21 protein-coding genes, 1 tRNA gene and 2 pseudogenes are annotated in these 22,638 nt (G+C 62.5%); 11 read left to right on the plus strand and 13 right to left on the minus strand.

What is annotated here, in order from left to right; translation table 11 throughout:
• Window positions 1-284 precede the first annotated feature (284 nt).
• Both TQ98_RS10245 and TQ98_RS10250 read left to right on the plus strand, forming a co-directional pair.
• A complete protein-coding gene (locus TQ98_RS10245; protein ID WP_044875322.1) occupies window positions 285-1,490 on the plus strand; it encodes an acetyl-CoA C-acetyltransferase in 1,206 nt (401 codons plus the stop codon).
• 14 nt (window positions 1,491-1,504) lie between these two features.
• Entirely contained in the window at window positions 1,505-3,649 is a 2,145-nt protein-coding gene (locus TQ98_RS10250) for a 3-hydroxyacyl-CoA dehydrogenase NAD-binding domain-containing protein (RefSeq protein WP_044875323.1), read from the plus strand.
• Between the two features lie 89 nt (window positions 3,650-3,738).
• On the opposite strand, the gene TQ98_RS10255 is transcribed toward TQ98_RS10250, so the two are convergent.
• The gene (locus TQ98_RS10255; RefSeq protein WP_044875324.1) at window positions 3,739-4,002 is read right to left on the minus strand and encodes a hypothetical protein; all 264 of its coding nucleotides are present in this window, start codon (window positions 4,000-4,002) and stop codon (window positions 3,739-3,741) included.
• A gap of 23 nt (window positions 4,003-4,025) precedes the next feature.
• A complete protein-coding gene (locus tag TQ98_RS10260) occupies window positions 4,026-4,250 on the minus strand; it encodes a hypothetical protein (protein WP_044875325.1) in 225 nt (74 codons plus the stop codon).
• 342 nt (window positions 4,251-4,592) lie between these two features.
• Between TQ98_RS10260 and TQ98_RS10265 the strand changes: the two genes are divergently transcribed.
• A complete protein-coding gene (locus tag TQ98_RS10265; protein ID WP_044875326.1) occupies window positions 4,593-5,312 on the plus strand; it encodes an amidotransferase in 720 nt (239 codons plus the stop codon).
• Window positions 5,313-5,376: 64 nt separating this feature from the next.
• On the opposite strand, the gene TQ98_RS10270 is transcribed toward TQ98_RS10265, so the two are convergent.
• Window positions 5,377-6,348, minus strand: a complete 972-nt coding sequence (locus TQ98_RS10270) for a magnesium and cobalt transport protein CorA (protein ID WP_044875327.1) — start codon at window positions 6,346-6,348, stop codon at window positions 5,377-5,379.
• 158 nt (window positions 6,349-6,506) lie between these two features.
• On the opposite strand from TQ98_RS10270, the gene TQ98_RS10275 reads away from it, so the two are divergent.
• Complete coding sequence (locus tag TQ98_RS10275) at window positions 6,507-7,364, plus strand: alpha/beta fold hydrolase (protein ID WP_044875328.1); 858 nt, start codon at window positions 6,507-6,509, stop codon at window positions 7,362-7,364.
• A 149-nt stretch (window positions 7,365-7,513) separates the two neighbouring features.
• Here TQ98_RS10275 and TQ98_RS27885 read toward each other — a convergent pair whose 3' ends face one another.
• Window positions 7,514-7,840, minus strand: coding sequence for a hypothetical protein (locus TQ98_RS27885; RefSeq protein WP_044875329.1), 327 nt, complete (start codon window positions 7,838-7,840; stop codon window positions 7,514-7,516).
• 85 nt (window positions 7,841-7,925) lie between these two features.
• The gene (locus TQ98_RS10285; protein ID WP_044875330.1) at window positions 7,926-8,615 is read right to left on the minus strand and encodes a crotonase/enoyl-CoA hydratase family protein; all 690 of its coding nucleotides are present in this window, start codon (window positions 8,613-8,615) and stop codon (window positions 7,926-7,928) included.
• A gap of 277 nt (window positions 8,616-8,892) precedes the next feature.
• Between TQ98_RS10285 and TQ98_RS10290 the strand changes: the two genes are divergently transcribed.
• Window positions 8,893-8,982: transfer RNA gene (locus tag TQ98_RS10290), tRNA-Ser, on the plus strand.
• Window positions 8,983-9,092: 110 nt separating this feature from the next.
• On the opposite strand, the pseudogene TQ98_RS10295 reads toward TQ98_RS10290, so the two are convergent.
• Window positions 9,093-9,446, minus strand: a pseudogene (locus tag TQ98_RS10295) (tyrosine-type recombinase/integrase); the annotation flags it as partial.
• Between the two features lie 602 nt (window positions 9,447-10,048).
• Here TQ98_RS10295 and TQ98_RS10310 point away from each other — a divergent pair.
• Both TQ98_RS10310 and TQ98_RS10315 read left to right on the plus strand, forming a co-directional pair.
• On the plus strand, window positions 10,049-10,501 hold the full coding sequence (locus tag TQ98_RS10310) for a type II toxin-antitoxin system YafO family toxin (protein WP_082073321.1): 453 nt from the start codon (window positions 10,049-10,051) through the stop codon (window positions 10,499-10,501).
• 42 nt (window positions 10,502-10,543) lie between these two features.
• Window positions 10,544-10,867: a transcriptional regulator gene (locus TQ98_RS10315; protein ID WP_044875333.1), complete on the plus strand. Its 324-nt coding sequence runs from the start codon at window positions 10,544-10,546 to the stop codon at window positions 10,865-10,867.
• 41 nt (window positions 10,868-10,908) lie between these two features.
• Here TQ98_RS10315 and TQ98_RS10320 read toward each other — a convergent pair whose 3' ends face one another.
• Entirely contained in the window at window positions 10,909-11,478 is a 570-nt protein-coding gene (locus TQ98_RS10320) for a hypothetical protein (protein ID WP_044875334.1), read from the minus strand.
• A gap of 308 nt (window positions 11,479-11,786) precedes the next feature.
• Between TQ98_RS10320 and TQ98_RS10325 the strand changes: the two genes are divergently transcribed.
• Complete coding sequence (locus TQ98_RS10325; RefSeq protein ID WP_044875335.1) at window positions 11,787-12,260, plus strand: hypothetical protein; 474 nt, start codon at window positions 11,787-11,789, stop codon at window positions 12,258-12,260.
• Between the two features lie 724 nt (window positions 12,261-12,984).
• Here TQ98_RS10325 and TQ98_RS10340 read toward each other — a convergent pair.
• The 4 genes and pseudogenes from TQ98_RS10340 to TQ98_RS10355 all read right to left on the minus strand — a co-directional run bounded on the left by TQ98_RS10340 (window position 12,985) and on the right by TQ98_RS10355 (window position 17,062).
• Window positions 12,985-14,943 carry a methyl-accepting chemotaxis protein gene (locus TQ98_RS10340; RefSeq protein ID WP_044875337.1) on the minus strand — a complete coding sequence of 653 codons (1,959 nt, stop codon included), beginning with the start codon at window positions 14,941-14,943 and terminating at the stop codon, window positions 12,985-12,987.
• Between the two features lie 172 nt (window positions 14,944-15,115).
• Window positions 15,116-15,439, minus strand: a pseudogene (locus tag TQ98_RS10345) (SDR family oxidoreductase); the annotation flags it as partial.
• Between the two features lie 207 nt (window positions 15,440-15,646).
• Window positions 15,647-15,856: a cold-shock protein gene (locus tag TQ98_RS10350; RefSeq protein ID WP_044875338.1), complete on the minus strand. Its 210-nt coding sequence runs from the start codon at window positions 15,854-15,856 to the stop codon at window positions 15,647-15,649.
• 507 nt (window positions 15,857-16,363) lie between these two features.
• Window positions 16,364-17,062 carry a hypothetical protein gene (locus TQ98_RS10355; protein ID WP_052659274.1) on the minus strand — a complete coding sequence of 233 codons (699 nt, stop codon included), beginning with the start codon at window positions 17,060-17,062 and terminating at the stop codon, window positions 16,364-16,366.
• A 172-nt stretch (window positions 17,063-17,234) separates the two neighbouring features.
• On the opposite strand from TQ98_RS10355, the gene TQ98_RS10360 reads away from it, so the two are divergent.
• Window positions 17,235-17,819: a c-type cytochrome gene (locus tag TQ98_RS10360; RefSeq protein ID WP_082073322.1), complete on the plus strand. Its 585-nt coding sequence runs from the start codon at window positions 17,235-17,237 to the stop codon at window positions 17,817-17,819.
• Window positions 17,820-17,933: 114 nt separating this feature from the next.
• Here TQ98_RS10360 and TQ98_RS10365 read toward each other — a convergent pair whose 3' ends face one another.
• Window positions 17,934-18,998: an AraC family transcriptional regulator gene (locus TQ98_RS10365; protein WP_044875339.1), complete on the minus strand. Its 1,065-nt coding sequence runs from the start codon at window positions 18,996-18,998 to the stop codon at window positions 17,934-17,936.
• A gap of 6 nt (window positions 18,999-19,004) precedes the next feature.
• Entirely contained in the window at window positions 19,005-20,063 is a 1,059-nt protein-coding gene (locus tag TQ98_RS10370) for an AraC family transcriptional regulator (RefSeq protein WP_044875340.1), read from the minus strand.
• Between the two features lie 237 nt (window positions 20,064-20,300).
• Between TQ98_RS10370 and TQ98_RS27750 the strand changes: the two genes are divergently transcribed.
• A complete protein-coding gene (locus TQ98_RS27750) occupies window positions 20,301-20,447 on the plus strand; it encodes a hypothetical protein (protein WP_158249351.1) in 147 nt (48 codons plus the stop codon).
• A gap of 62 nt (window positions 20,448-20,509) precedes the next feature.
• Window positions 20,510-22,621, plus strand: a complete 2,112-nt coding sequence (locus tag TQ98_RS10375) for a 3-hydroxyacyl-CoA dehydrogenase NAD-binding domain-containing protein (RefSeq protein WP_044875341.1) — start codon at window positions 20,510-20,512, stop codon at window positions 22,619-22,621.
• Window positions 22,622-22,638: the final 17 nt, after the last annotated feature.

Below are 22,638 nucleotides of genomic sequence, written 5' to 3' on the forward strand. Positions count from 1 at the left end.
TATCGGTTGGTGACTACCAACCGTTCCCTAGTAATTCCTGGCTATTGAGTTTCGCGGGTCTTCGGTGAAGGTCCCGAGGCCAGACACATTCCTTTCATGTTGGCCAGCAGCTGGCCACTACCTGACCGTTCGTCTGAGCGCAGCGGTCAATGGTGCTGAGCATTTCCGTCATTGAGCCCATGGCCTATAGCGATAAGGTAGCCACGGCCTGCCGGGAAGCCGGCGGAGAACGTACAAGAACAACAGGCACTCCAGGTGCCGCCCAGCTGCCTCAAGAGGACGCCATGACCGAAGCATTCATTTTCGACGCGGTGCGCACGCCCCGCGGCAAGGGCAAGAAGGATGGCGCTCTGTACAGCGTCAAGCCGGTCAACCTGATCGCCGGCCTGCTGCGCGCCCTGGCCGAGCGCAACGACCTGGACACCAGCCAGGTGGACGACATCGTCCTTGGTTGCGTGACTCCGGTAGGCGACCAGGGGGCCGACATCGCCAAGACGGCCGCGTTGGTGGCCGACTGGGACGAAACGGTCTCGGGCCAGCAGATCAACCGGTTCTGCGCCTCGGGCCTGGAGGCGGTGAACCTGGCGGCGATGAAGGTGCGCTCGGGCTTCGAGGATCTGGTGGTGGCCGGTGGCGTGGAATCCATGTCCCGCGTGCCCATGGGATCGGATGGCGGCGCCTGGGCCATGGACCCGGAAACCAACTTCCACACCAGCTTCGTGCCCCAGGGTATCGGCGCCGACCTGATCGCCACCCTGGAGGGCTTCAGCCGCGCGGATGTCGATGCCTTCGCCCTGCGTTCCCAGCAGAAGGCTGCTCTCGCCCGTGCCAGCGGTGCGTTCGAGAAATCCCTGGTTCCGGTCATCGACCAGAACGGCGTCGTGCTGCTGGACCACGATGAGTTCATTCGTGGCGACTCCACCCTGGAAGGCCTTGGCGCCCTGAAACCCAGTTTCGAGATGATGGGGCAGATGGGCTTCGACGCCACCGCCCTGCGCAAATACAGCCAGGTCGAGCGTATCGAGCACGTGCATACCCCGGGCAACAGCTCCGGCATCGTCGACGGCGCCGCCGCCATGCTCATCGGCTCCGCTGCCAAGGGCCGGGAGTTGGGGCTGAAGCCTCGGGCGCGCATTGTCGCGACCGCCGTCACCAGCACCGACCCGACCATCATGCTCACCGGCCCCGCACCGGCCACTCGCAAGGCCCTGGCCAAGGCCGGCCTGAAGGTGGAGGACATCGACCTGTTCGAGGTGAACGAAGCCTTCGCCTCGGTGGTGATGAAGTTCATGAAGGACATGGGCGTGCCGGAGGACAAGGTCAACGTCAACGGCGGCTCCATCGCCATGGGCCACCCGCTGGGCGCCACCGGCTGCGCCATCCTCGGCACCCTGCTGGATGAGCTGGAGGCGCGCAATCTGCGCTACGGCCTGGCCACCCTCTGCGTAGGCGGCGGCATGGGTATCGCAACGATCATCGAGAAGGTTTGAGGCGGAGAAGAAAAATGACAGACGCCATCCGATACGAAAAAGGCCAGGACAATATCGTCGTCCTGACCCTGGACATGCCCGGCCAGAGCGCCAACACCATGAATGCGGTGTACCGCGAGGCCATGGGCAAGACCGTCGAACGCCTCGAAGCCGAGAAAGACAGCATCGCCGGTGTGATCATCACCTCGGGCAAGAAGACCTTCTTCGCCGGCGGCGACCTCAATGAGCTGATCAAGGTCAGCAAGGCCGACGCCAGTGCCTTCTACCAGATGGTGCTGGGCATCAAGGGCCAGCTGCGCCGCCTGGAAACCCTCGGCAAGCCCGTGGTGGCTGCCATCAACGGCGCCGCGCTGGGTGGCGGCTGGGAAATCTGCCTGGCCTGCCATCACCGCATCGCCCTGAACGACAACAGCGTGCAACTGGGCCTTCCGGAAGTGACCCTCGGCCTTCTGCCCGGCGGTGGCGGCGTGGTGCGCATGGTTCGCCTGTTGGGCATCGAGAAGGCACTGCCGTATCTGGCCGAGGGCAGGAAAGTGCGTCCGGAGCAGGCCCTCAAGGCTGGTCTGATACACGATCTGGCCCAGGATCAGGCGGACCTGCTCGCCAAGGCCCGTGCCTGGATTGCCGCGAATCCCAAGGCCGTGCAGCCCTGGGATGCGCCGGGCTACAAGATTCCCGGCGGCACCCCATCCAGCCCCAATGTGGCGCAGATGCTGGCCATTGCCCCGTCCGTGCTGCGGGACAAGACCAAGGGCTGTTTCCCGGCGCCGGAGAAAATCATGTGCGCCGCCGTGGAGGGCGCCCAGGTGGACTTCGATACCGCCCAGCTGATCGAGGCGCGCTACTTCACCGAGCTGACCACCGGCCAAGTGGCGAAGAACATGATCGGCACCTTCTGGTTCCAACTGAACCAGATCAATGCCGGCAGCTCGCGGCCCAAGGGCCCAGCACCCTATGTGACCAGGAAGGTGGGTGTGCTCGGCGCCGGCATGATGGGCGCGGGCATCGCCTATGTCTCGGCCATCGCCGGCATCGACGTGGTGCTCAAGGACGTGTCGGTTGAAGCGGCGGAGAAGGGCAAGGCCTACTCGCAAGGCCTGCTGGACCCGCTGGTGAGCCGTGGCCACATGGCCGTCGAGACACGCGACAGTATCCTCGCGCGGATCAAACCCACCGCCAGCGATGCGGACTTCGAAGGCTGCGATTTGATCATCGAGGCCGTGTTCGAGAATCGCGAGTTGAAGGGCAAGGTCAGCGCCGCCGCTGAAGCTGCCGCGCTACCGGATGCAGTAATCGCCTCCAATACTTCCACCTTGCCCATCACCGGTCTGGCGAAGGCGGTGTCGAAACCCGAGAAGTTCATCGGCCTGCATTTCTTCAGCCCGGTGGACCGCATGCCGCTGGTGGAGATCATCCGTGGCGAGAAGACCTCGGACGAAACCCTGGCCCGTGCTTTTGACTACGTCCTGCAGATCAAGAAGACCCCCATCGTGGTCAACGACAGCCGCGGCTTCTTCACCTCGCGGGTGTTCGGCACCTTCACCAATGAAGGCATCGCGATGCTGGGCGAGGGCGTCTCCGCCGCGATGATCGAGAACGAGACCCGCAAGGCCGGTATGCCGGTGGGGCCCCTGGCCATTTCCGATGAAGTGTCCATGAGCCTGATGACCCATATCCGCAACCAGACGGCCGAGGACCTCAAGGCCGAAGGCAAGGTCATGCCGCTGCATCCGGCCTTCGCCGTGATCGATCTGATGGTCAACGAGTACAAGCGCCCCGGCAAAGCGGCGGGTGGCGGCTTCTACGACTACCCGGCGGGGGGCAGGAAACACCTGTGGCCGGAGCTGAAGGCACGCTTCGAAAAGGCCGACAAGCAGATCCCGCAGGAGGACGTTCGCGACCGCATTCTCTTCATCCAGGCCATCGAGACCGTGCGTTGCGTGGAGGAGGGTGTGTTGCACTCCACCGCCGATGCCAACGTTGGTTCCATCTTCGGCATCGGCTTCGCTGCCTGGACGGGCGGGGCGCTGCAGTTCATCAACCAGTACGGCCCGCGTGACTTCGTCGCCCGCGCCCGTTACCTGGCTGAGCAGTACGGCGAGCGCTTCGAGCCGCCGGCGCTGCTGTTGGACAAGGCGGCCAGGGGCGAGTGGTTCTGAGGCGGCCTTGAGAAACGAAAAACCGGCTCCTTGTGAGCCGGTTTTCCTTTGGGCCTGACGTGCCGCGCCAGATGGATCTGGCCAGGGGCTCAGCCCATCCAGACACAGGTGCCCTTCTCCAGGCAGTCCAACTTGAACGGTGCGGGAACCTGGGGCAGATCGCGCTGCGGCGGGTTGCCGGAATGGCCACGCAGCGCCAGCTCGGTGGTGATGCCACGGCTCATGTTGTGATTGGCTTCTATGTTCTTGGCCACCGCACCTACGGAGCCGTGGGCCCAGCCGATCAACGAGAATCCGTTGGTCATGACGGCCAGGGCGGTCAGGAAATAGAGTCGGTTTCTGTGCTGTTTCATTTCGCTGGCGCCTGTTCCTGATGTCAGCCCTGGTGTCTGCCGGTCGACTTTTTCTGGCTCGCCAGCAGCACCGGGATGCTCTGGCTGAGTTGCTGGTAGAAGCCCATGGAGGCGTCCGTGGGACTCACTCCGATGCGGCCGCGCTCGTAACCGAAGCTGACAGCGAGAACCACCATCACCACGACGAAATACAGGCCGAGGCTGGCGAGGGCGCCGTTGCGTGCGTATTTGAGGGTGAGGTTGCTCATCTGTGGACTCTCCGCGACCGGGGGACTTGGGATGGGCGTAGAGTCGCGAAAAACGTTTCGATGAAAAAACGACGTTCAAGCATGGTAACTATCGACGGGACCAATAGTTCCTTCGGACGCTGTCAATTTTCCTTGACGTGCTTCGAGAGGCCGCGTGCTAGAGCCACGTGGCAGGCAGACCGGGGGAGGAGTGGCAGGGCTATTGAGGCCTTCAATGGCCCCATTGAATTCTCATGCTGGGCGAATGGACCGAGCGGTATTTCAATCACTTCTGTGCTGTGTTAAATAAAACGCACATTTTCCCTACATAGAGTCTCTCTGCATTTCAGGAACCATGAGCTAATGCCACTTCGCATCTGCATTCTCGAAACTGACATTCTCCGCCCCGAACTGGTCGACCAATACAAAGGCTACGGCCTGATGTTCGAGCAGCTGTTTGCCAAACAGCCGATTGCCGCGGAGTTCAGTGCCTATAACGTGGTGCAGGGGCATTACCCGCCTGATGGGGAGCGGTTCGACGCGTATCTGGTGACTGGCAGCAAGGCCGATTCCTTCGGAAACGATCCCTGGATCGTGAAACTCAAGGAGTTCCTGCTGGAGCGCTACGAGGCCGGCGACAAGCTGCTGGGCGTGTGCTTCGGCCACCAGTTGCTGGCTCTGTTGCTTGGCGGTCGCACCGAGCGCGCCACCCAGGGTTGGGGTGTGGGTACCCACAGTTACCAGTTGAAGCAAAAGCCGGAATGGATGACGCCCGCACTGGAGGATCTGACCCTGCTGATCAGCCATCAGGACCAGGTCACCGAACTGCCGGCGAACGCCACCCTGCTGGCTTCCAGCGACTTCTGCCCGAACGCCGCCTATACCATCGGTGACCAGGTGCTGTGCTTCCAGGGCCACCCGGAATTCGTTCATGACTACTCCCGCGCGTTGCTGGACCTGCGCCAGGATTTCCTGGGTGACGAGGTCTACAAGCAGGGCGTGAGCAGCCTGGATCGCGCCCATCAGGGTACCGCTGTCGCTGAGTGGATGATGCGCTTCGTCGCCCGCGACCGCGCCGCCTGAACCTTCGGTCCGGACATGAAAAGCCCGCCAATTCGGCGGGCTTTTTCGTTGCGGCGTTTGGCGGCTAGAGCCAGCCGTAGTGTTTGAAGCTGGCGTAGAGCGCCGTGCAGCCGGTCGCCACCACCCCAAGGACGCCGAAGTAGCCGTAGTGCCAGGTGAGTTCAGGCATGTACTGGAAGTTCATGCCGTAGAGGCCGGCAATGGCGGTGGGGAAGGCGAGGATGGCTGCCCAGGCGGCGAACTTGCGCTGCACCACGCTTTGCCGGGATGACTCCAGGAGCAGGCCGATCTCGATGGCGTGGTCGGCCATCTCGCGCAGGGCGGTGAGGTCTTCCAGCAGGCGCTTGACGTGAATCGAGATGTCGCGGAAGTACGGGCGCATGTGCTTGTCGATGAAGGGGAAGTCCAGGCGCTGCAACTCCTCGCAGATTTCCCCCATGGGGCCGATGTAGCGGCGCATGCGCAGCAGGTCGCGGCGCAGGCAGGAGATACGCTCCACATCGGCTTGGTCCAGCGGGCGCTCAAGGACGTTCTGCTCGATCTTCTCCAGCTCTGAATGGAAGCTGTCCATCATGGGCCGGTAGTTCTCCATCACGAAGCTGAGCAGCGAATACAGGACGAAGTCCTCGCCGTGCTCCAGGAGCAGCGGTCGGGCTTCGCAGCGCTGACGAACGCGGGAGTAGGGCGCGGATTCGCCGTAGCGGGCGCTGATGATGTAGCCCTTGCCGGCGAACAGCTGGGTCTCGATGAACTGCAATTCACCGTCTACCTCGATGGGCGAGTAGACCACCAAGAACAGGGCGTCGCCGAAAGTCTCCAGCTTGGGGCGGGTGTGGCGCGTCAGGGCGTCTTCGAGGGCCAGTTCGTGCAGGTCGAACTGACGCTGCAGGTTGCTGAGTTCTTCAGCGCCAGGGTCGTGCAGGCCTATCCATACGAAATGGCCAGGCTTGCTGGCCCACTGGAGACCTTCGTCGAGGGTTATGTCGGTGACTCTCCGGCCCTTGGTGTATACAGCGGCGGCAACGACTCTACCCATGGCTCAGCGATTCCTTCATCCGTTGGCTGGAAGCATGACGCGGAGATTACCGCGCCTTGTCTTCAGAGTCTTGCCGATGGCCGGGGTTCTGCAATGGCAGGGGTTGAGCAACTGCTCTAGATTGTCCACGCCACTCGATCAGAACAAGGAGAACAGGGATGGCCGAGGCCTTCAGCTTTGCCGGAGGGCGATTTCACTGCCCCTACCGGGTCTACCAATCGGCCGCCCCAGGACCGGTGCTGATCCTGTTGCCGGCTCTTGGCGTGGCGGCGCGCAAATACGAGGCCTTCGCCCTGAGCCTGGTGGCGGCTGGAAATCAGGTGCTGGTGGTGGACTGGCCCGGTCAGGGCGAAAGTGGTCCAAAGCCGAATCGCCGGCTGGATTACGGGTATCGGGATCTGGTGGACGAGTTTGTTCCAAGCCTGCTGGCCGCTGCCCGGCAGCACTTTCCCGGCAAACGCCAGGTCCTGCTCGGACATAGCCTGGGCGGGCATATCGCAACCCTTTTCGCGGCGGCCAACCCGGACGCCGATGTCGCTGTGGTCGGGGTGGCCTGCGGCAATATCCATTATCGCCACTGGGAGGGCCGACGCAGGTTGCTGACGCCCAGCGTCGCGGTGCTCTTCAACCTGCTCACGGCGGTTTTGGGTTACCTGCCGGGCAAAGCAATCGGCTTCGGTGGGCATGAGGCACGCCGCCTGATGCGGGACTGGGGACAGGTTGCGTGGAGTGGCAATTTCGATCACCTCGGGCTGGATCTGGCCGCTGCAGATCGAAGCTCGATACCGTCCCTCTTCATTGGCATCGTCGGCGACCCCTTTGCGCCGGAAGCCTCCACCCGTGGCCTGGCGGCCTTGATCCAGGAGCGGCCTGCGGTCCGCATGCTGCAGTCACCGCGCCCTGCCTCGGAGAACGCCCATAGCGCCTGGCTGCGCTCACCGGCTGTGGTGGTCGAAGCGGTGGTTGGTTGGCTGGCGCTGTTACCGTGCGCGTCCTCCACCGGTCAGGCGGTCTGAAATATCTTGTTACAGCCGCTAGGGTTTAGAAGGAGACCCTCAAGAAGATGTGGAGGCCTGTCATGGTGCTGAAGAAATGCGTGCTGGCGGTGGCGATCTGCTCAGTCCTGGGCATGGCCCTCACCGTCGCGCCGGGCGACCTTTCCAGCTCATCGACTGCTTACGCCAAGGAAGGGGGCAGCGGTGGCGGAGGAGGAGGCGGCGGTAGCGGTGGCGGTGGAAGCGGTGGAGGAGGTGGTGGCAGCGGCGGTGGCGGCCACGGTGGTGATGGTGGTGGTCACGACGGCGGCCATGGCGGTGGCCACAGCGGCGAGGGCGGTCATGAGAGTGGTCATGACGGCCAGGGCGCAGACGATGGAGCGGACCATGACATCGGCGAACCCCACGGTGTAGGACACGGTGCGGACGATGGAGCGGATCACGACGTGGGTGAGGATCATGGTGTGGGGCAGGGCGCGGATGACGGGCCCGACCATGATGTCGGTGACGACAACGGCACCATGTAACCCGGAATCCCAATGAAAAAAGCCCCGCATCGCGGGGCTTTTCGTTGGGAGGCACTCAGGCCAGGTGTTGCGTATCGAGCTCGATGGCGGCGTCCAGGGTTTCCAGCAGGGCCTTGCGCACCTTGAGCTTGGTATTGCGGTGGGCCGTCATGTTGATCTTCTTCAACTGCAGGGCAGCCGCACGCGCGGTTTCCTGCAACTGCTCGACGGGGACGACTTTGTCGAGGAAGCCGGCATCCAGCGCGCCTTGCGGATCGAACATCTCTCCATTGATCACTGAGCGGTGGAAGGCGGACTTGCGCAGGCGATCTCGAGCCAGCTCGATGCCGACATGGTGCATGGTCATGCCGATCTGCACTTCGTTAAGGCCGATGTTGAAGGGGCCCTCGACGCCGATGCGGTAGTCCGCCGACAGCAGAATGAACGCGCCCTTGGCCACGGCATGGCCCGGGCAGGCGACGATGACGGGGTAGGGGTGGGCCAGCATGCGGCGGGCCAGGGTGGAGCCGGCGGCGACCAGGGCGACCGCGTTCTGCGGGCCGGAGGTCATCACCTTGAGGTCGTAACCACCGGAGAGGATGCCCGGCTGGCCGGTGATGATCACGACGGCGCGATCCTGTTCAGCGCGATCCAGCGCGGCATTGAAGGCGGCGATCACATCCGGGGAGATGGCGTTCACCTTACCGTTGCTGAGGGTCAGGGTGGCGATGCCGTCTTCGAGTTGGTAAGAGATCAGCTCACTCATGGCGGGTTCCTTGTTAAGAAGTGGACCGACGTTACTCAGCGCTACCGTGGAGGTAAAGGACTGAGACTGACTGGTGAGTCAGCCTCCAGCGGGGTCGCAATCCCCATCAGAAACCCCGCGCAAACGCCCATTCACCCACTTGACAGACAAAGTGGAACAGGGCAGGTGCAAAGAATTTTCATAAACGCATGAAATTTATGAAAAAAGTGTTTGCATTCCAGAAAGCACTCCACTAAATTAGCGCACCTCGACGGGGCCAACGCCTCGAAGAGATTCCGGTGAGGTGTCCGAGCGGTTGAAGGAGCACGCCTGGAAAGTGTGTATACGGGAAACCGTATCGAGGGTTCGAATCCCTCCCTCACCGCCACTTTCCGATTCAAGCAAACCCCTGATATTCCTAGCGAAGTCAGGGGTTTTTGCTTTCTGGAGTTCGGGGTTTAGGGCAAATTTAGGGCAAAAACAGCGCTTTCCATGCCGCTAGGCGCCGCTCTGATCCGTCCGAAAGCCCATCATCTGCGAAACCATCCCCGCCATGCTGCGGGTGTCCGAAGGAATCCACCGGCCATAGTGCTTCTTCACCATGGTGGTGTCGGTGTGCCCGAGCTGGCGCGCCACCCATTCGACCGGCACGTAGCTCGATAGCGCCTGGCTGGCGAAGGTGTGGCGGCATTGGTTCGGGCCGCGGTGGCGGACCCCAGCCCGTTTCAGATGACCAGTGAACCAGCGGCCGACGCTGGAAGCGTGCCAGGGCTCGCCACTCACCCCATTGCGGAACACGAACTTCACGTTCTCCCGCTTCTTGGTCACGTTGTCGCGCTGCACGACCTCCACCGTGAAGTAGTCGACGTCGACTCTGACCCGCAGCAGGATCTCCTTGCGACGTACCCCATCCGACAGCGCACGCCATCACGCTCTTCGCCCGTAACCGCATGGACTTCCCGTCCTGCTGGGCAGCCCTCAAGACGTTGCCGATCTTCCACCTGGTGGAGGAGTACTACCGCGAGAAGGGCAGGTCCCGGACCTGGCTCAAGAAGCACCTCGCCAAGAAGCTAGAGGAGCGATACGTGAGGTATGGGATGGCGGCTTAGGGACTGATTCCGGCACTGAGTGGAATACGTTGGGCTTCGCGGGTATAGTTGAGCGCGTAGACGCAAGGGCCATGAGGCTTTATGCAGTGGCACTCGGGCGCATAAGCGACGAGCGCATCGCTCACCCCTGAGGGGGAGGATGTTATGACTAGCACAGCGAAGACCATTACTTCGGGTTCGTCTCAGAATGACGGGACCAAGGTTTCCGTGCGGGTCAAGAAAACGTTCAAGCCTGGTCAAATGGCGTCGAAGCACCGCGTGCCTCATTTCTCCGATGAGGTTTCCAAAGAGATCTCCGACCATTTCGTCCAGGCCTACACATCCAGTTGATGTTACGGCGCAGGGATGGCGAAAAGCGTTCGGATTGATCAATCACCTCAGTTTCACGACTACCTACAGCAGGCTCCAGCTGAAATAGCAGGTGTACTCGCTGGCTTGGTATCGGCCTTTACCGAGTACGCTGCAGGCGGCTATCGCTCTCATCATGACTTCGGTCGTGACGCACCGCTGCACCGGCCTCCCAGCGTGTACCAGGCAGGTTTACGGCATATCCACTGCATTACCCTGGATGTGCAAGAGCGGCCTGCTCTGATGAAACGCTGGCTTCGCAGCACATCGTTTCATCGCAAGACAGATCGCATGCTTGTTTACGCCAGGGACGACCAAGGCAACAGCTACCTGCTCGCCTACTTCCACGGCAACGCTCACGCGCTCATCGAGAACCGTCAGTTGATGCTGGGGTTGGCGGAGGAGGCTGAACGCTGGCTCAAGAGGACAGGGGCTTTCCCGGACTGCTGATGCATTACTCCAGTCTGGTGCCGTTAACCTGAAAGGGGACCCATGGACATGATCCGAGACTGCAAACAGACCGTAGTAGAACGTGCCCAGCGCGATCCAGAGTTCGCCAAGGCCCTGCTCGACGAATCTTCCGCGCTGTTCCTCAATGGCGAACCAGGTGCAGCACGTCTGAGTCTGCGCGACCTGGTCAACGCAACAGTCGGCTTCGAAGGTCTCGCGGCATTGACCGCAAAGCCAAGCAAAAGCCTCCATCGCATGCTGTCCCCCAGCGGGAACCCCAGTATGGACAACCTTGCGGCCATCTTCGATGCGATCCGACGCAACCTGGGTGTGGCCATCGAGGTACAAGCTGTTGCTGCAGCTTGACGTTACCTGCACCTTCATGACGTGCCGAGTCGCCTGTACTGTTACTTTCTGAGTTCGAATCCCAGGATCAGGAAGCCTGCGCGCCACTCCTTCGTTTGCAGGGTGTATTTTCCTCGCTCGGGAAGCTGCTCGAACTGGTTACTCGAAACACACAGGTGGTGGGGAAAGGAGTTATAAAAAACCTCCCCGACCAGTTGATGGTCGCAGCCCCGACGACGATGCACTTTCTTTTTCGTCAACTCCACAATGCGCTCGTTATTTTTGCCCAACAACGATGTAGCGATGGCAGGCAGGGCATTGAGAGCAATCAGCCACGAAAAGAAGGCAACGAGGACCGGCGTTATCATTGCCGCAACCAATCTCTTCTTGAGACTTACCTCGTTGCCAGAGCGGGGATAGCCCATGGCAAGCAGCAACCAGATCGCACCAGTTACCGCGCAGGCGAAATAGATGGAGACGCGCTGACTTGTGGAAGCCCACCCCGCGGTTGGGACAAAGTCCACGAAGGCGGCAACTCCGAAAAGCACTAAGGCGCTATACAGCCCAAGGGTCATGACAACCCTCAGTGCTGAGGGATTCTCCTGGCCGATGAGAGCCGTCTTCCATGTCATTGCCATCTTCCTGATCCGATTGCATGAGTCCAATTTCTGGCGAGATACAGTAAGTGGTTTCCGCGAAAAAGTATGCGTAGCCTGGTCACAGACGCCTTGCGACTCCGTGATGAGTTTGAACCTGGTTGGGCGTTACAAGCACCCTCACCGCCAGGCAGCATCTGATTCATTCAGGGCGTTACTCTATCTGCCCCCAAGGATGGATGGTTCGTCGTCAAATGTGGAAAAAGACATGTGCCGAATGTGGAGCTGAAAACCAGTTCATCTCCAACCTGAAGTCCAGGAGATGCACTTCCTGCAGGAGCCCGATGGACTGGCGACTGGAGGTGATCTGCGTCGATTGCGGCTTGAGGAATTTCGTTACCCGGGAAGAGTTCAGAACGGGCTACTGCGCGGGTTGCGGGACTCCGCTCTGTGCCAGCTCGACCGAAGAGGACTACGTTGCCAACCAGGTAACTTTGCTCGATAGGGCGGCCAGCTTGCTTGGTGCGCTGCTGCTGTTCGGATTCTCTTTCTACGCCATCTATGAACAGCACATCCGGGTTGCATATGGCGGTAGACGAGGGGGGCGGCATGGGTTTCAGCTTGAATTCAGTGGCGCTGAGATAACTCTTCCAGTCATCAGCTTGCTCTTCGCTGCGATTGGCACGTTCTCGGTCTTCCTGGACCATTTCGACAAGCGCCAGAACGAACACGTCTACCGCAAGATTGGCCGGTACTCGCTTGTCCTTGGGTACTGCTGCTACGTGTCCTCGATCTTGTTCGGCCACGTGGTCCGATGAGTCTCGAAAACCGGGTATAGCCGAGCAACACCAAATGCCAAGGAGCCAGGTGTGGGTAGGAGATTTTTGAGAAATATCACCGTGTTGTTCGGCTTGGCAATCATCTGCCTCTCGGTGTCGAGTGGTGAGAGGCAGGCCATGATTTATGGTTCCCTGTTTGGGTTCACCTTCGTGGTGTATGGGGCCAGAGATACTGCTTTGGCGAAGCGTTTTTTCCCCCGTTGGCTGAGTGATATAGGAAGCAACAGGCGAAAGTGATTTCACGCCCAACCTGCCCCGAAAAGCTGTCGAAAAAGTGTCGAAAACGAAGTGCGATAAAGGGCAGGAGAGTGCAGGGGATTGAAATAAACCCCTTAAAGATCAATGCCTTGTGTGGTGATGGGCTTTGCTGCGCTGAAGCCGGGAGGATTCGAATCCCTCCCTCACCGCCACTTTCCGATTCAAGCAAACCCCTGATATTCCTAGCGAAGTCAGGGGTTTTTGCTTTCTGGGATTTGGGTTTAGGACCGAATTAGGACCAAATCGACCTCGCCCAGTCCGCCGCAGTACAGCCTGGACGTCGAGGCCATCGGCCTCGGCGACTATGGTCGGGCGGGGAATTGTTTCGAGCGGCAGATCGCGCGCTGGACGCGCCAGTACCAGGCCAGCGAAACCGAAACCAAGCCACGGTCGATGACGGCACTGGCATCGGCCTTTCATCCGCACTCGTATCGACAGCGTTTCGTCACTGGGTACGGAACTGCGCGACCAGGCCCTGCAACTCGCCGCCCAGGCGCGCCAGTTCGGCGCTGGAGGCAGCGGTCTGCTGGCTGGCGCTGGCGCTCTGTTCGCCGATGTCACGCACCCGTGTCACGCTTTCGCTGATGTTTTCCGCCACCGCGCTCTGTTGTTCGGCTGCGGTCGCGATCTGCTGGTTCATCTGCTCGATGGTGCTCACCGCCCGGGTGATGCGCGCCAGGGCGTCACCCGCCTGAGCAGCCAGACCGACCGTGCGCTGGGTCAGGCTGCGGCTGGCGTCCATCTGCTCCACCGCGCCCTTGGCCATGCGCTGCAGGCCGGCGATCAGGCCCTCGATTTCCTCGGTCGAGTCGTGGGTGCGCCGCGCCAGCGCCCGCACCTCGTCGGCCACCACGGCAAATCCGCGCCCCTGGTCGCCGGCCCGGGCGGCCTCGATGGCGGCATTGAGTGCCAGCAGGTTGGTCTGTTCGGCGACGCTGCGAATCACCTCCAGCACGCCGGTGATGCGCTCGCTCTCATGGTTGAGTGCGGCGATCGCCTCGGCCGACTGCTCGACCTCCACGGCTAGCTCGCCGATCTGGCTCACTGCCTGCTGCACCACCTGGTTGCCCTGCTGCGCCTCATGATCGGCCTCGCGCGCCGCGAGCGAGGCCTCCTCGGCGTTCTGCGCCACCTCCTGCACGGTGGCGGCCATCTGGTGCATGGCCGTGGCGGTCTGATCGGTTTCCAGTTTCTGGCTCTGCACGCCGGCGCTGGTCTGCGCGGTAACCGCCGACAGCTGCTCGGCCGCCGCGGCGATCTGCCCCACGCCGCCGCCGATACGTCCCACCAGGGTTCGCAGGTTGCCGGTCATGTCCTGCATCGACGCCATCAGTTGGCCCAGTTCGTCACGCCGCTGCAGCGGAATATCCTGGCTCAGGTCTCCCCCGGCGATTCGCTGGGCAACAACCACGCTCTGGCGCAAGGGCCCGACGATCGAGCGGGAGATCAGCAAGGTGGCGAGCAGGCCGAACACAACGGCGGCGAAGCCCATGCCGCCGAGCTGTATCAGTGCCCAGTCGCTGGCATCCGTCATGTGCTGCTGCTCCCTGAGTTGCGCCGCCTCGGCAAGGTCCAGCACCGAGCGCGCCTGCTCGATCATTGCCTTCTCGCTGCCACGGCTCTGCTCGCGGATCTGCTGGTAATGGCCGAAGGATTGCTCGTATCGAGTCAAGGCTTGCAATGCCGAGTCGATCACAGCCTTCTGCTCATCGGTCAATCCGGTCACCATGCTTTCGGCGACGCCGCGCAGGTCTTCGCGGACCAAGGCCCACTGCTTCAAGGCCTCGGCCGAGCCGTCGATGATGAACAGGGTCTCCTGACTGCGCAGGTCGAACATGGACTTGCTCAGGCTCGAGGCGGTCTCCGCCAGACCAAGGGGGTCGCTACCGGAAAGACGGTCGCTCTGCTGGAGCTGCTGGCGCACGCTGTCGTACATTTCCAGCTCGACCGCATCGAACTGGTCGCGCGCCTCGGCGGCGGCTTTGCCCATGTCCTGCCGCGCTGCACGCGCTTTGCCCTGCAACTCGACATAGCTGCCGAATTGATTCAGGTACCCGCTCAACGCCTCCCGCATCTCCTGCACACGCTGCTGCTCGGAGGGCGCAGCGTCCTGCGCCAGACCGGCCAGTAGCTCCTGCACCCGGAGCAAACTCTCGCGCACCCGCCTGGCGCTCTCGGCGTTCTGCTCGACGGCGAAATTGCGCTCCAGCTGCCGCGCCTGCAGGATCTCCACATTCACCGCCGCCAACTGATCGACCTGGCGATGGCCCTGCAGCACCGCCCTGACCGCCAGGAAGCCGCTGACGGTGACCGCGACGGTGAGCAATAACACCAGGCCGAAACCACAAAACAGCTTCTTGCCCACGGCAAGGTCTACCAACAGGCGGGTGGCGGCCTGTGACATGCGGGCAACTCCATTCTTGTTATTGGGATACTCCGGACCCAGCCGGCGCGCGGGCGGCAGCTGATCGACCGCGCTGCCCACCGCCCGGATGCTAGGATCAATCGGATCGAAAACGCTTGGCTTTTCGCGCCAACAATTTGATTTTCAACGACACTCACGGCGCCTGGCGATATCAGCTCATCCGGCGCGCCTGAACTTCGGTAGCGTCGCTGGCCAGTAGCAGGAATGGCCCCTCCAGCTCCTGGAGCTCGCCCAATCGACGCATGGGCACCTGCTCGCGGATATAGGCGATGCCCTTCTCACCTTCGAAAAAGGCCTTGTTCATCTCCGTCTTGAAGTAGCCGGGGGCGATGGCGTTCACACGGATCTTGTAACGCGCGAGTTCCAGCGCCAGCGAATTGGTCAACTGCACCACGCCGGCCTTGACCAGCCGCTGCGAGGCGACCTGGGCCACGCGCCAGCCACCGTCGAGCTTGGTCGACAGCATGGCGCGCCAGAAAGCCAGGCGCTGTCGTCATATCATGCCTGCCGCCAGTCCATGGTGGACGTCCAGAGCACTGAGCTCAACGCCATCGGCATACGTCCAGATCGGTTAAGTGAGCAAAGTGGCTTTGGCGAACGGCGGGGGCTCCCAGCGAACGGGTACAAAGACTCCAGAAACAAAAAAGCCCCGTAGGACACGGGGCTTTTTCGGATTGCTCAGTTACAGGGCGCGAACTTGTTCGGCCTGCGGGCCTTTGGCGCCAGCGGTGACGAGGAAGCTGACGCGCTGACCTTCGTCCAGGGATTTGTAGCCAGTGCTTTCGATCTGACGGAAGTGAACGAACACATCCGGACCTTGCTCAGGGGTGATGAAGCCGAAGCCTTTCTCAGCGTTGAACCACTTAACGGTACCGTTCTGGCGAGCAGACATGATGTTATCTCCAAGGTGTAGGAATACGGGCCAGGCAAAGGCCTGGCCATGACTGAATGCGAAGCGAGGGGTGCCGAGGAGATGGAAAATCGGGAAGACAGAACATCAAAACGGTGCCGCAAGACTGAGCAGGCAGTGGCGGCAGGATACAGGGTTTGCCTGGATTAGATAGTTGTTTCTGCCGCTCGGTCCATTTTTGGAAGCAGGCCGTGGTGGTTTGCCCGGAAACGAAAAGCCCCGCACGGGGAGGGCGGGGCTTCGCGTACATCGTCGGATGGTGCTGATCCTTCAGCTGAGCTTCACACTGTGCCTGTGCAAGTGAAAATCCTGTGAAGCTCCTGCTCGTCCTTGCGGGTTTCCGAGGCCAAGGGCAGGTCAGGGGTTCAGGGTGGCGCAGTCAGACGATTCTGGCGAAACCGAAGCAGCCCGCCACCAGGACGAGAAGAAAGGACGCAGTTCTGGAAATTGTTTTCACACGCTCACTCTCAATTTGGGCGCCTCAGGCTTTCACTGCTTCGGCGCGTACCCGCCGCCATCTCCAGTGGCTCTGCTGCCTCCAACAATGGCGTGATGCCGCCGCTGGTACTCCTCGTAGCTCAGGCCGGTTTCGGCCTTGAGCTGCTCCAGCTGTTGCTCACGAGTCAGCCCAGGTACTGCAGAGGGAGATGGGGTGACCGCCTGGCTGGTGGCCGGCAGCGCCTTCGCGGTTCGGATCTCGTCCAGCATGTCCTTGGTGATCGCCTGGACCTGCGCGTCAGTCATGGCCGAGTCGACACTTTCCCAGGCTGAGGATGAGGTGTCGTACTCGCGTTCCCCGTATTCCTTGGCCGTCTGCGCATCCAGGTAGATAACCCTTGCGTCAATCCAGGCGTCGTCGGTGCCTTCGGACTCGGTGACATAGCGGAAGTCGTTCACCTTGATGATCAGCAGCAAGCCCGGGTCGGACGCAGTGGTAATCGGGCCGACCTGCTCGGTTACGGAATACCCGTAGATCGAAGCTTCACGTTGGATGGCCGCGCGCCAAGCAGACTTGAACTGATCCCAGTAGGCGTTCCTGAAGACTTCGTTGCCTGCTTTGAAGTTGACGATCAGATGCGTCCGCGCGTCGGAGGGGAGCGCCAGGGGCGACGCCGGATATTCCTCGGTCGAGTTGGCTGAACAACCAATCAGAAGCACGGCGGCGAGTAGCAATAGAGCGGTGCGCATGCAGCCTCCTTGTCAGGGGGAGGTACCATCATATCCAGCCCGGCCTTCACGCCGATAGGGGTTGGGAGGCTCCTGCAGTCCTCCAGCACTGCCTCGGTTGCCTCAGCTCGAACGACGGACTTGGCGATAACTTCCACCGCGCCACACCTCGCGGCGTAGCTTCCTCGGTGGACTGGGCACGCTACTGGTCTGCGCCGGAGCGGCGACGCTGCTGCCGGTGTGCCGCAGCAACGCCTTCGCCCAGTCCGGCGCGAACCTGGTGGAGGAGGGCGATCCGAACAGCTGTGACTACTGGCGCTACTGCGCGATCGACGGATTCCTCTGCGGCGGCTATGACACCCGCGATGCCTATGGCACGCGGATGCGCGCCGTGGCGGCGAGCCTGGACAATGCCGCGCAGCAATCACTCGCCGGCCACTATGCCCGCCAGCAGTTGGAGCTGCCCAAGGCGTCGATGGTCGAGCCGTCGACACATGGCGAAAAGCTCTATCAAGGCACCTGCGCGGCCTGCCACGGACCGCACGGCGAAGGGTACGCCTTGCTCAAGACCCCGAACCTGCGCATCCTCGATGCCGCCTACCTGGAACGCCAACTGACCCACTACGCCGAGGGCCTGCGTGGCAGCGAGGCCCATGCCGACCAGCATGGCAGCTGGATGCGTGGCGTCGCCTTGCAGATCGGCGGTGCCGCCGAGCGCAAGGCCCTCATCGACTACATAGGAACGCTGTCTGCGGCGAGCCAGGTCAGCCACCACTGACCCGTGACGCGCTTGCTCGGTGGATCGATGAAGCGCGATCCACCCTACAAAAGCCCGGCGTTCGCAATCCCCACGTAGGGTGGATGTCGCTCTTCACATCCACCTTCCGATGCCCTAGCTCTGGCGGTCCAAGCGGCGGCTGCGCAGCAAGCGTGGTTGCCGGTTTGCGCCGTGCTGCTTTTGCCATTTCAGTGGGCTGACGTTGAACCAGCGCTTGAATGCCCGGTTGAATCCGCTGGCGTCCGAGTAGCCGAGCAGTCCTGCCAGCTGCGCCATGCTGAAGGACGGGTCGTCGAGGTAGTGGCGAGCCAGTTCCTGACGGGTTTCATCCAGCAAGCACTGGAAGGATGTGCCTTCCTGTTCCAGCCGGCGTTGCAGCGTACGCGGATTGACGGCCATGCAGCCGGCGACCTTTTCGAGGGTGGCGCGGCCGCTGGGCAGCAGGTTGCGCAGCAGCTGCCGGACGTAGCTGGGCAGCTCGTCGGCCGACAGCCGCTCCATTCTCGCGATGTGTTCGGTGATCAACTGGCGCAGCCGTGCATCGGCCGCGCCCAGGGGCAGTGAAAGCACCGAGGCGTCGAATTCCAGTTCGGTGCGAGGGGCGGCGAAGACCGGTTGCACGCCGAGTGCCCGGCGATAGGTCGCCTCATCGCCCAGCGGCGGGTGCCGGAGCCGGACCGTGGCCGGCTTCCAGCCAGCACCGGCCAGGGCACGGAGCAACTGCACGCCGACGCTGCAGGCCAGTTCTTCCGCCTGGCGTAAATCGGGCATATCGCCCGCGTTGATGCGGTAGCCGAGGCGGGCGACGTCTCCTTCAAGGTCGAAGTCGACCTCGGCGGCGCCGTTGTACAGGGAATAGTTCGCGCGCAATTCGGCCAGCGCATCACCGACGGTGCCGGCATTGCGAATCAGATAGAACAGCTCGCCGAAGACATCGATGCCCTGGAACAGTCCGTACTGCAGGCCGAACGAGGCATTACCCGATTGCGCCGCGCAGCGTTCCAGCAGCTCGCAGTAGCGGCGATAGGAGAGGATGCCGTCCTGTCGACGCAGACTGTCCTGTGGTAGCGACGCGCGCCGAAGCATGTCCGCCGGATTGAGGCCCTGGCCGCTGGCGAATGCTTCGAAGCCGACAAGGCTGAGGGCGCGAACGAACGGATTAAACGGATTGAGTGCCATGTTCCGCTACTGCCCGGTCGCGCGCGGCTGCCGAGGGGACGCCGGGGGGGCGACGGACTCGGCCAGCCGCTGGTTCTGCAGATGGTGCTGTTTCCATTTCTGCGGACTGATGCCATTCCAGCGGGTGAAGGCCCGGGAGAATGTACTGAGATCGGCATAGCCCAGCAGCTCGGCAAGCTGCGTCAGCCTGATGGACGAGTCGCGGATGTAGCGCGTGGCCATCGCCTGGCGCGTCTGGTCCAGCAGCTCCTGATAGTGGGTGCCCTCGGCCCGGAGGTAGCGCTGCAGGGTGCGCGGGCTGAGCTGCAGGTAGCCGGCGACCTGCTCGATGGTGACCTGACCCTTGGGCAGCCGCTGGCGCAACAGCGACTGCACGTAGGCCGGCAGCTCCTGCGTGGTCAGCCGGGCCAGCTCGTCCAGATGACGCCGTGCCAACTGCTGGAACCTTTCATCGGTAGCGCTGAGGGGCGTTACCAGCAGTGCCGCATCGAAGATCCAGGCGTTGACCGGGCTTTCAAAACGCGGCGTGACGCCCAGCAGGCGCCGGTATGCGCCGGGCTCGCGTGCCGTCGGGTGCCGCAGCCACAGGGCGCTCGGCTTCCAGAGCTGGCCCAGCAGGCTTTGCATGAGCTGGGCGCCGATGCCCATGGCCAGTTCCACGGTCTGCCGCGCCGAGGTGGCATCGTCGTCGATCACCTCGTAGAGGAGCCGTGCCTGGCCACCCTGTCGCTCCAGTTGGAGTTCGGCGCCACTGCTGTGGACATGGAAGTACTGCGTCAGCGCCTTCAGCGCGTCGCCCGCCGTGCTGGCACTCTGGATCAGGTAGAGCAGCCCGCCCAGCGCCTGGGAGCCTTGCTGCAGGCCGAACTGCAGCCCGAACAGCGGATTCCCCGTACGTTTTGCGCACAGCTCGAGCAGGGCGCTGAACTTCACCCCGGAGATCAGCTCGTCCTGGGCATCGGCGGGGAGCCCGACTTCGGCCAGGACGGCGTGCGAATCGAGGCCCTGGCTGATGGCGAACTCGTCGAAACCCAACAGGGCGATGCCGCGGACAAAAGACGTCATTGCGAATGCCCGAATGATTCATGGCGAAGGTTGGAACCGGCGGAAAGCCAATGGCTGCCGTTTGCGCAGCGATCCTACACCAAGGTCCCGAGCCGCTGTTCCGTGCCGCCAGAATGTCATGAATTACCGATTTTGTGGCGCGAACTGCAAAGCTTTCGTGCCGGTCGGCGCTCAGACTCAAGGCACCCATAACAACAAGGCATTGCATTCGGCCCCAGCCGGATGACGGAGGTTCCCATGCGCCGATTCCTGCTCGCTTGCCTGGTCGTGCTCCTGGCCGCCGCTGCCGTTCATTCGATCAAAGCCCCGATCCTGGTCACACTCGCAGGCCCTCGCATGGCGTTGCCGATTGCCAGCATCGGCGATGTGTTCAGGCATTTCTGAGCAGTCAGGGCTGATGCGTCCTTCCGGCGCACCCTGGCTGCCTGGCAACCCGAGGATTTCCAATGAGCGACCTGATCCACTACCGCCTTGAAGACGGTGTGGCCCTAATTGGCCTTGATCGTGAGCCGGTCAACGCGCTTGGCCAGTCTCTTCGCTGCGCGCTCGCCGAGGCATGCGAGCGCGCTGCCATGGACCCCGGGGTGCAGGCCATCATCCTCTACGGCGAGCATGGCCTGTTCAGTGCGGGCGCGGATATCAGAGAGTTCGGCACCGATGCTTCCTTCGCCGAGCCGGACTTGCCCAGCACGCTGGTGCGACTGACAGAAATCCACAAACCCATGATCGCCGCCATTGGCAAACTGGCGCTTGGCGGAGGGCTGGAGCTGGCGCTGGCGTGCGGCTACCGGATCGCTGAGCCGGGGGCCCGGCTCGGCCTGTCGGACATCAACCTGGGCCTGCTGCCGGGCGCCGGTGGCACCCAGCGCCTGCCGAGGCTCATTGGCGCCGAATCGGCGTTGAATCTGATCCTTTCGGGTGAACACATCGACGCCGAACGGGCTCGTTTGCTGGGCATCCTCGACCGCATAGCCCCTAGCGCCGAGGCGCTGCTGGATGAGGCGCGCGCCTACGCTCAGGAGTTGATCGACTGCTCCGCGCCGGCGCGTCCGGCGGAGGCCTGGCCGGAGCCGACCGAAGGATTGCCGGACGATTTCCTTGCCCGCTATCGCGCCGAGCATGAGCCGCGCTGGAAGAGCCGCCTGGCACCGCGCCTGGTGCTTTCCGCGCTGGAAGCCGCCTGCCTGCTGCCGCAGGAGGAAGGCCTCGCGCGCGAACTGGCGTTGTTCAAGGAGGCCGAGGCCTCGCGCCAGTCGAAGGCGCTGCGCCATGTGTTCTTCGCTGAGCGGGAGTCGGCGCGGATTCCTGGTGTCAGTGCAGACATTCCACTGCGCCCGATCAGCAAGGTGGCCGTTGTTGGCGCTGGCACCATGGGCGGCGGCATTGCCATGAACTTCGCCAATGCGGGCATTCCCGTGGCGCTGCTCGAACTCAGCGGCAGTGCGCTGGACCGTGGCTTGACGCAGATCCGCAGCAACTACGAAATCAGCGTCAAGCGTGGAAAGCTGTCCATCGAGCAGGTGCAGCAGCGTATGGATCTGCTGTTCGGCACCCTCGACTATGCCGACCTGTACGACGCCGATCTGGTGATCGAGGCGGTGTTCGAGAAGCTGGAGGTCAAGCAGCAGGTGTTCCGCACCCTGGATCAGGTGTGCAAGCCGGGCGCCATCCTGGCCACCAACACCTCGTCGCTCGATGTCGATGCCATCGCGGCGACAGTTTCTCGTCCGCAAGATGTGATCGGCCTGCACTTCTTCAGTCCGGCCAATGTGATGCGCCTGCTGGAAGTCGTGCGCGGCAAGGCCACCGCGCCTGACGTGCTGGCGTCCACGATGATTATCGCCAGGCGTGTCGGCAAGCTGCCGGTGATCTCCGGCGTCTGTTTCGGCTTCATCGGCAACCGCATGCTCGAACCCTACGCCCGCGAAGCCCATCGCCTGGTGCTGGAAGGCGCGACGCCGGCGCAGGTGGACGGTGTGCTCACCGGTCTGGACCTGAACATGGGGGTGTTCAGCATGCTGGATCTGGCCGGCGTCGATGTGAACTTCCTGGTGCGTGATGCCAACCGCGCGGCCATCGCCCACGACCAGAGCTACTGCCGCCTCGGTGATGAGCTGTACGGCCTGGGGCGATATGGGCAGAAGACGGCGCGTGGCTTCTACCTCTACGAGGGGCGCAATCGCAAGGATGACCAGGAGGTGGTCGCCCTGGCGGAACGCCTGGCCGGCGAGCTGCAGATTCCCCGGCGTCCCATCGGCAACCAGGAAATCCATGACCGCTGCCTGTTCATGCTGATCAACGAAGGTATCCAGCTGCTGGACGAAGGCATCGCCCTGCGTGCCAGTGACATCGACCTGGTCTGGATCAACGGCTACGGCTTTCCCGCTCACCTCGGCGGCCCCATGCACTACGCCGAGCAGCTTGGTCTGGACAAGGTGCTGGCCGGCATCCGCCATTTCCGCCAGGCCCTAGGCGAGTACGGCGAGATGTGGTTTACCCCGGCTCCGCTACTGGAGCGCCTGGTGGCAGCCGGTCACCCTCGCATCGAGCGGGTCTGAGAGGCCCCCTTGATGGG

Source organism: Pseudomonas sp. LFM046 (assembly GCF_000949385.2).
GTDB lineage: Bacteria > Pseudomonadota > Gammaproteobacteria > Pseudomonadales > Pseudomonadaceae > Metapseudomonas.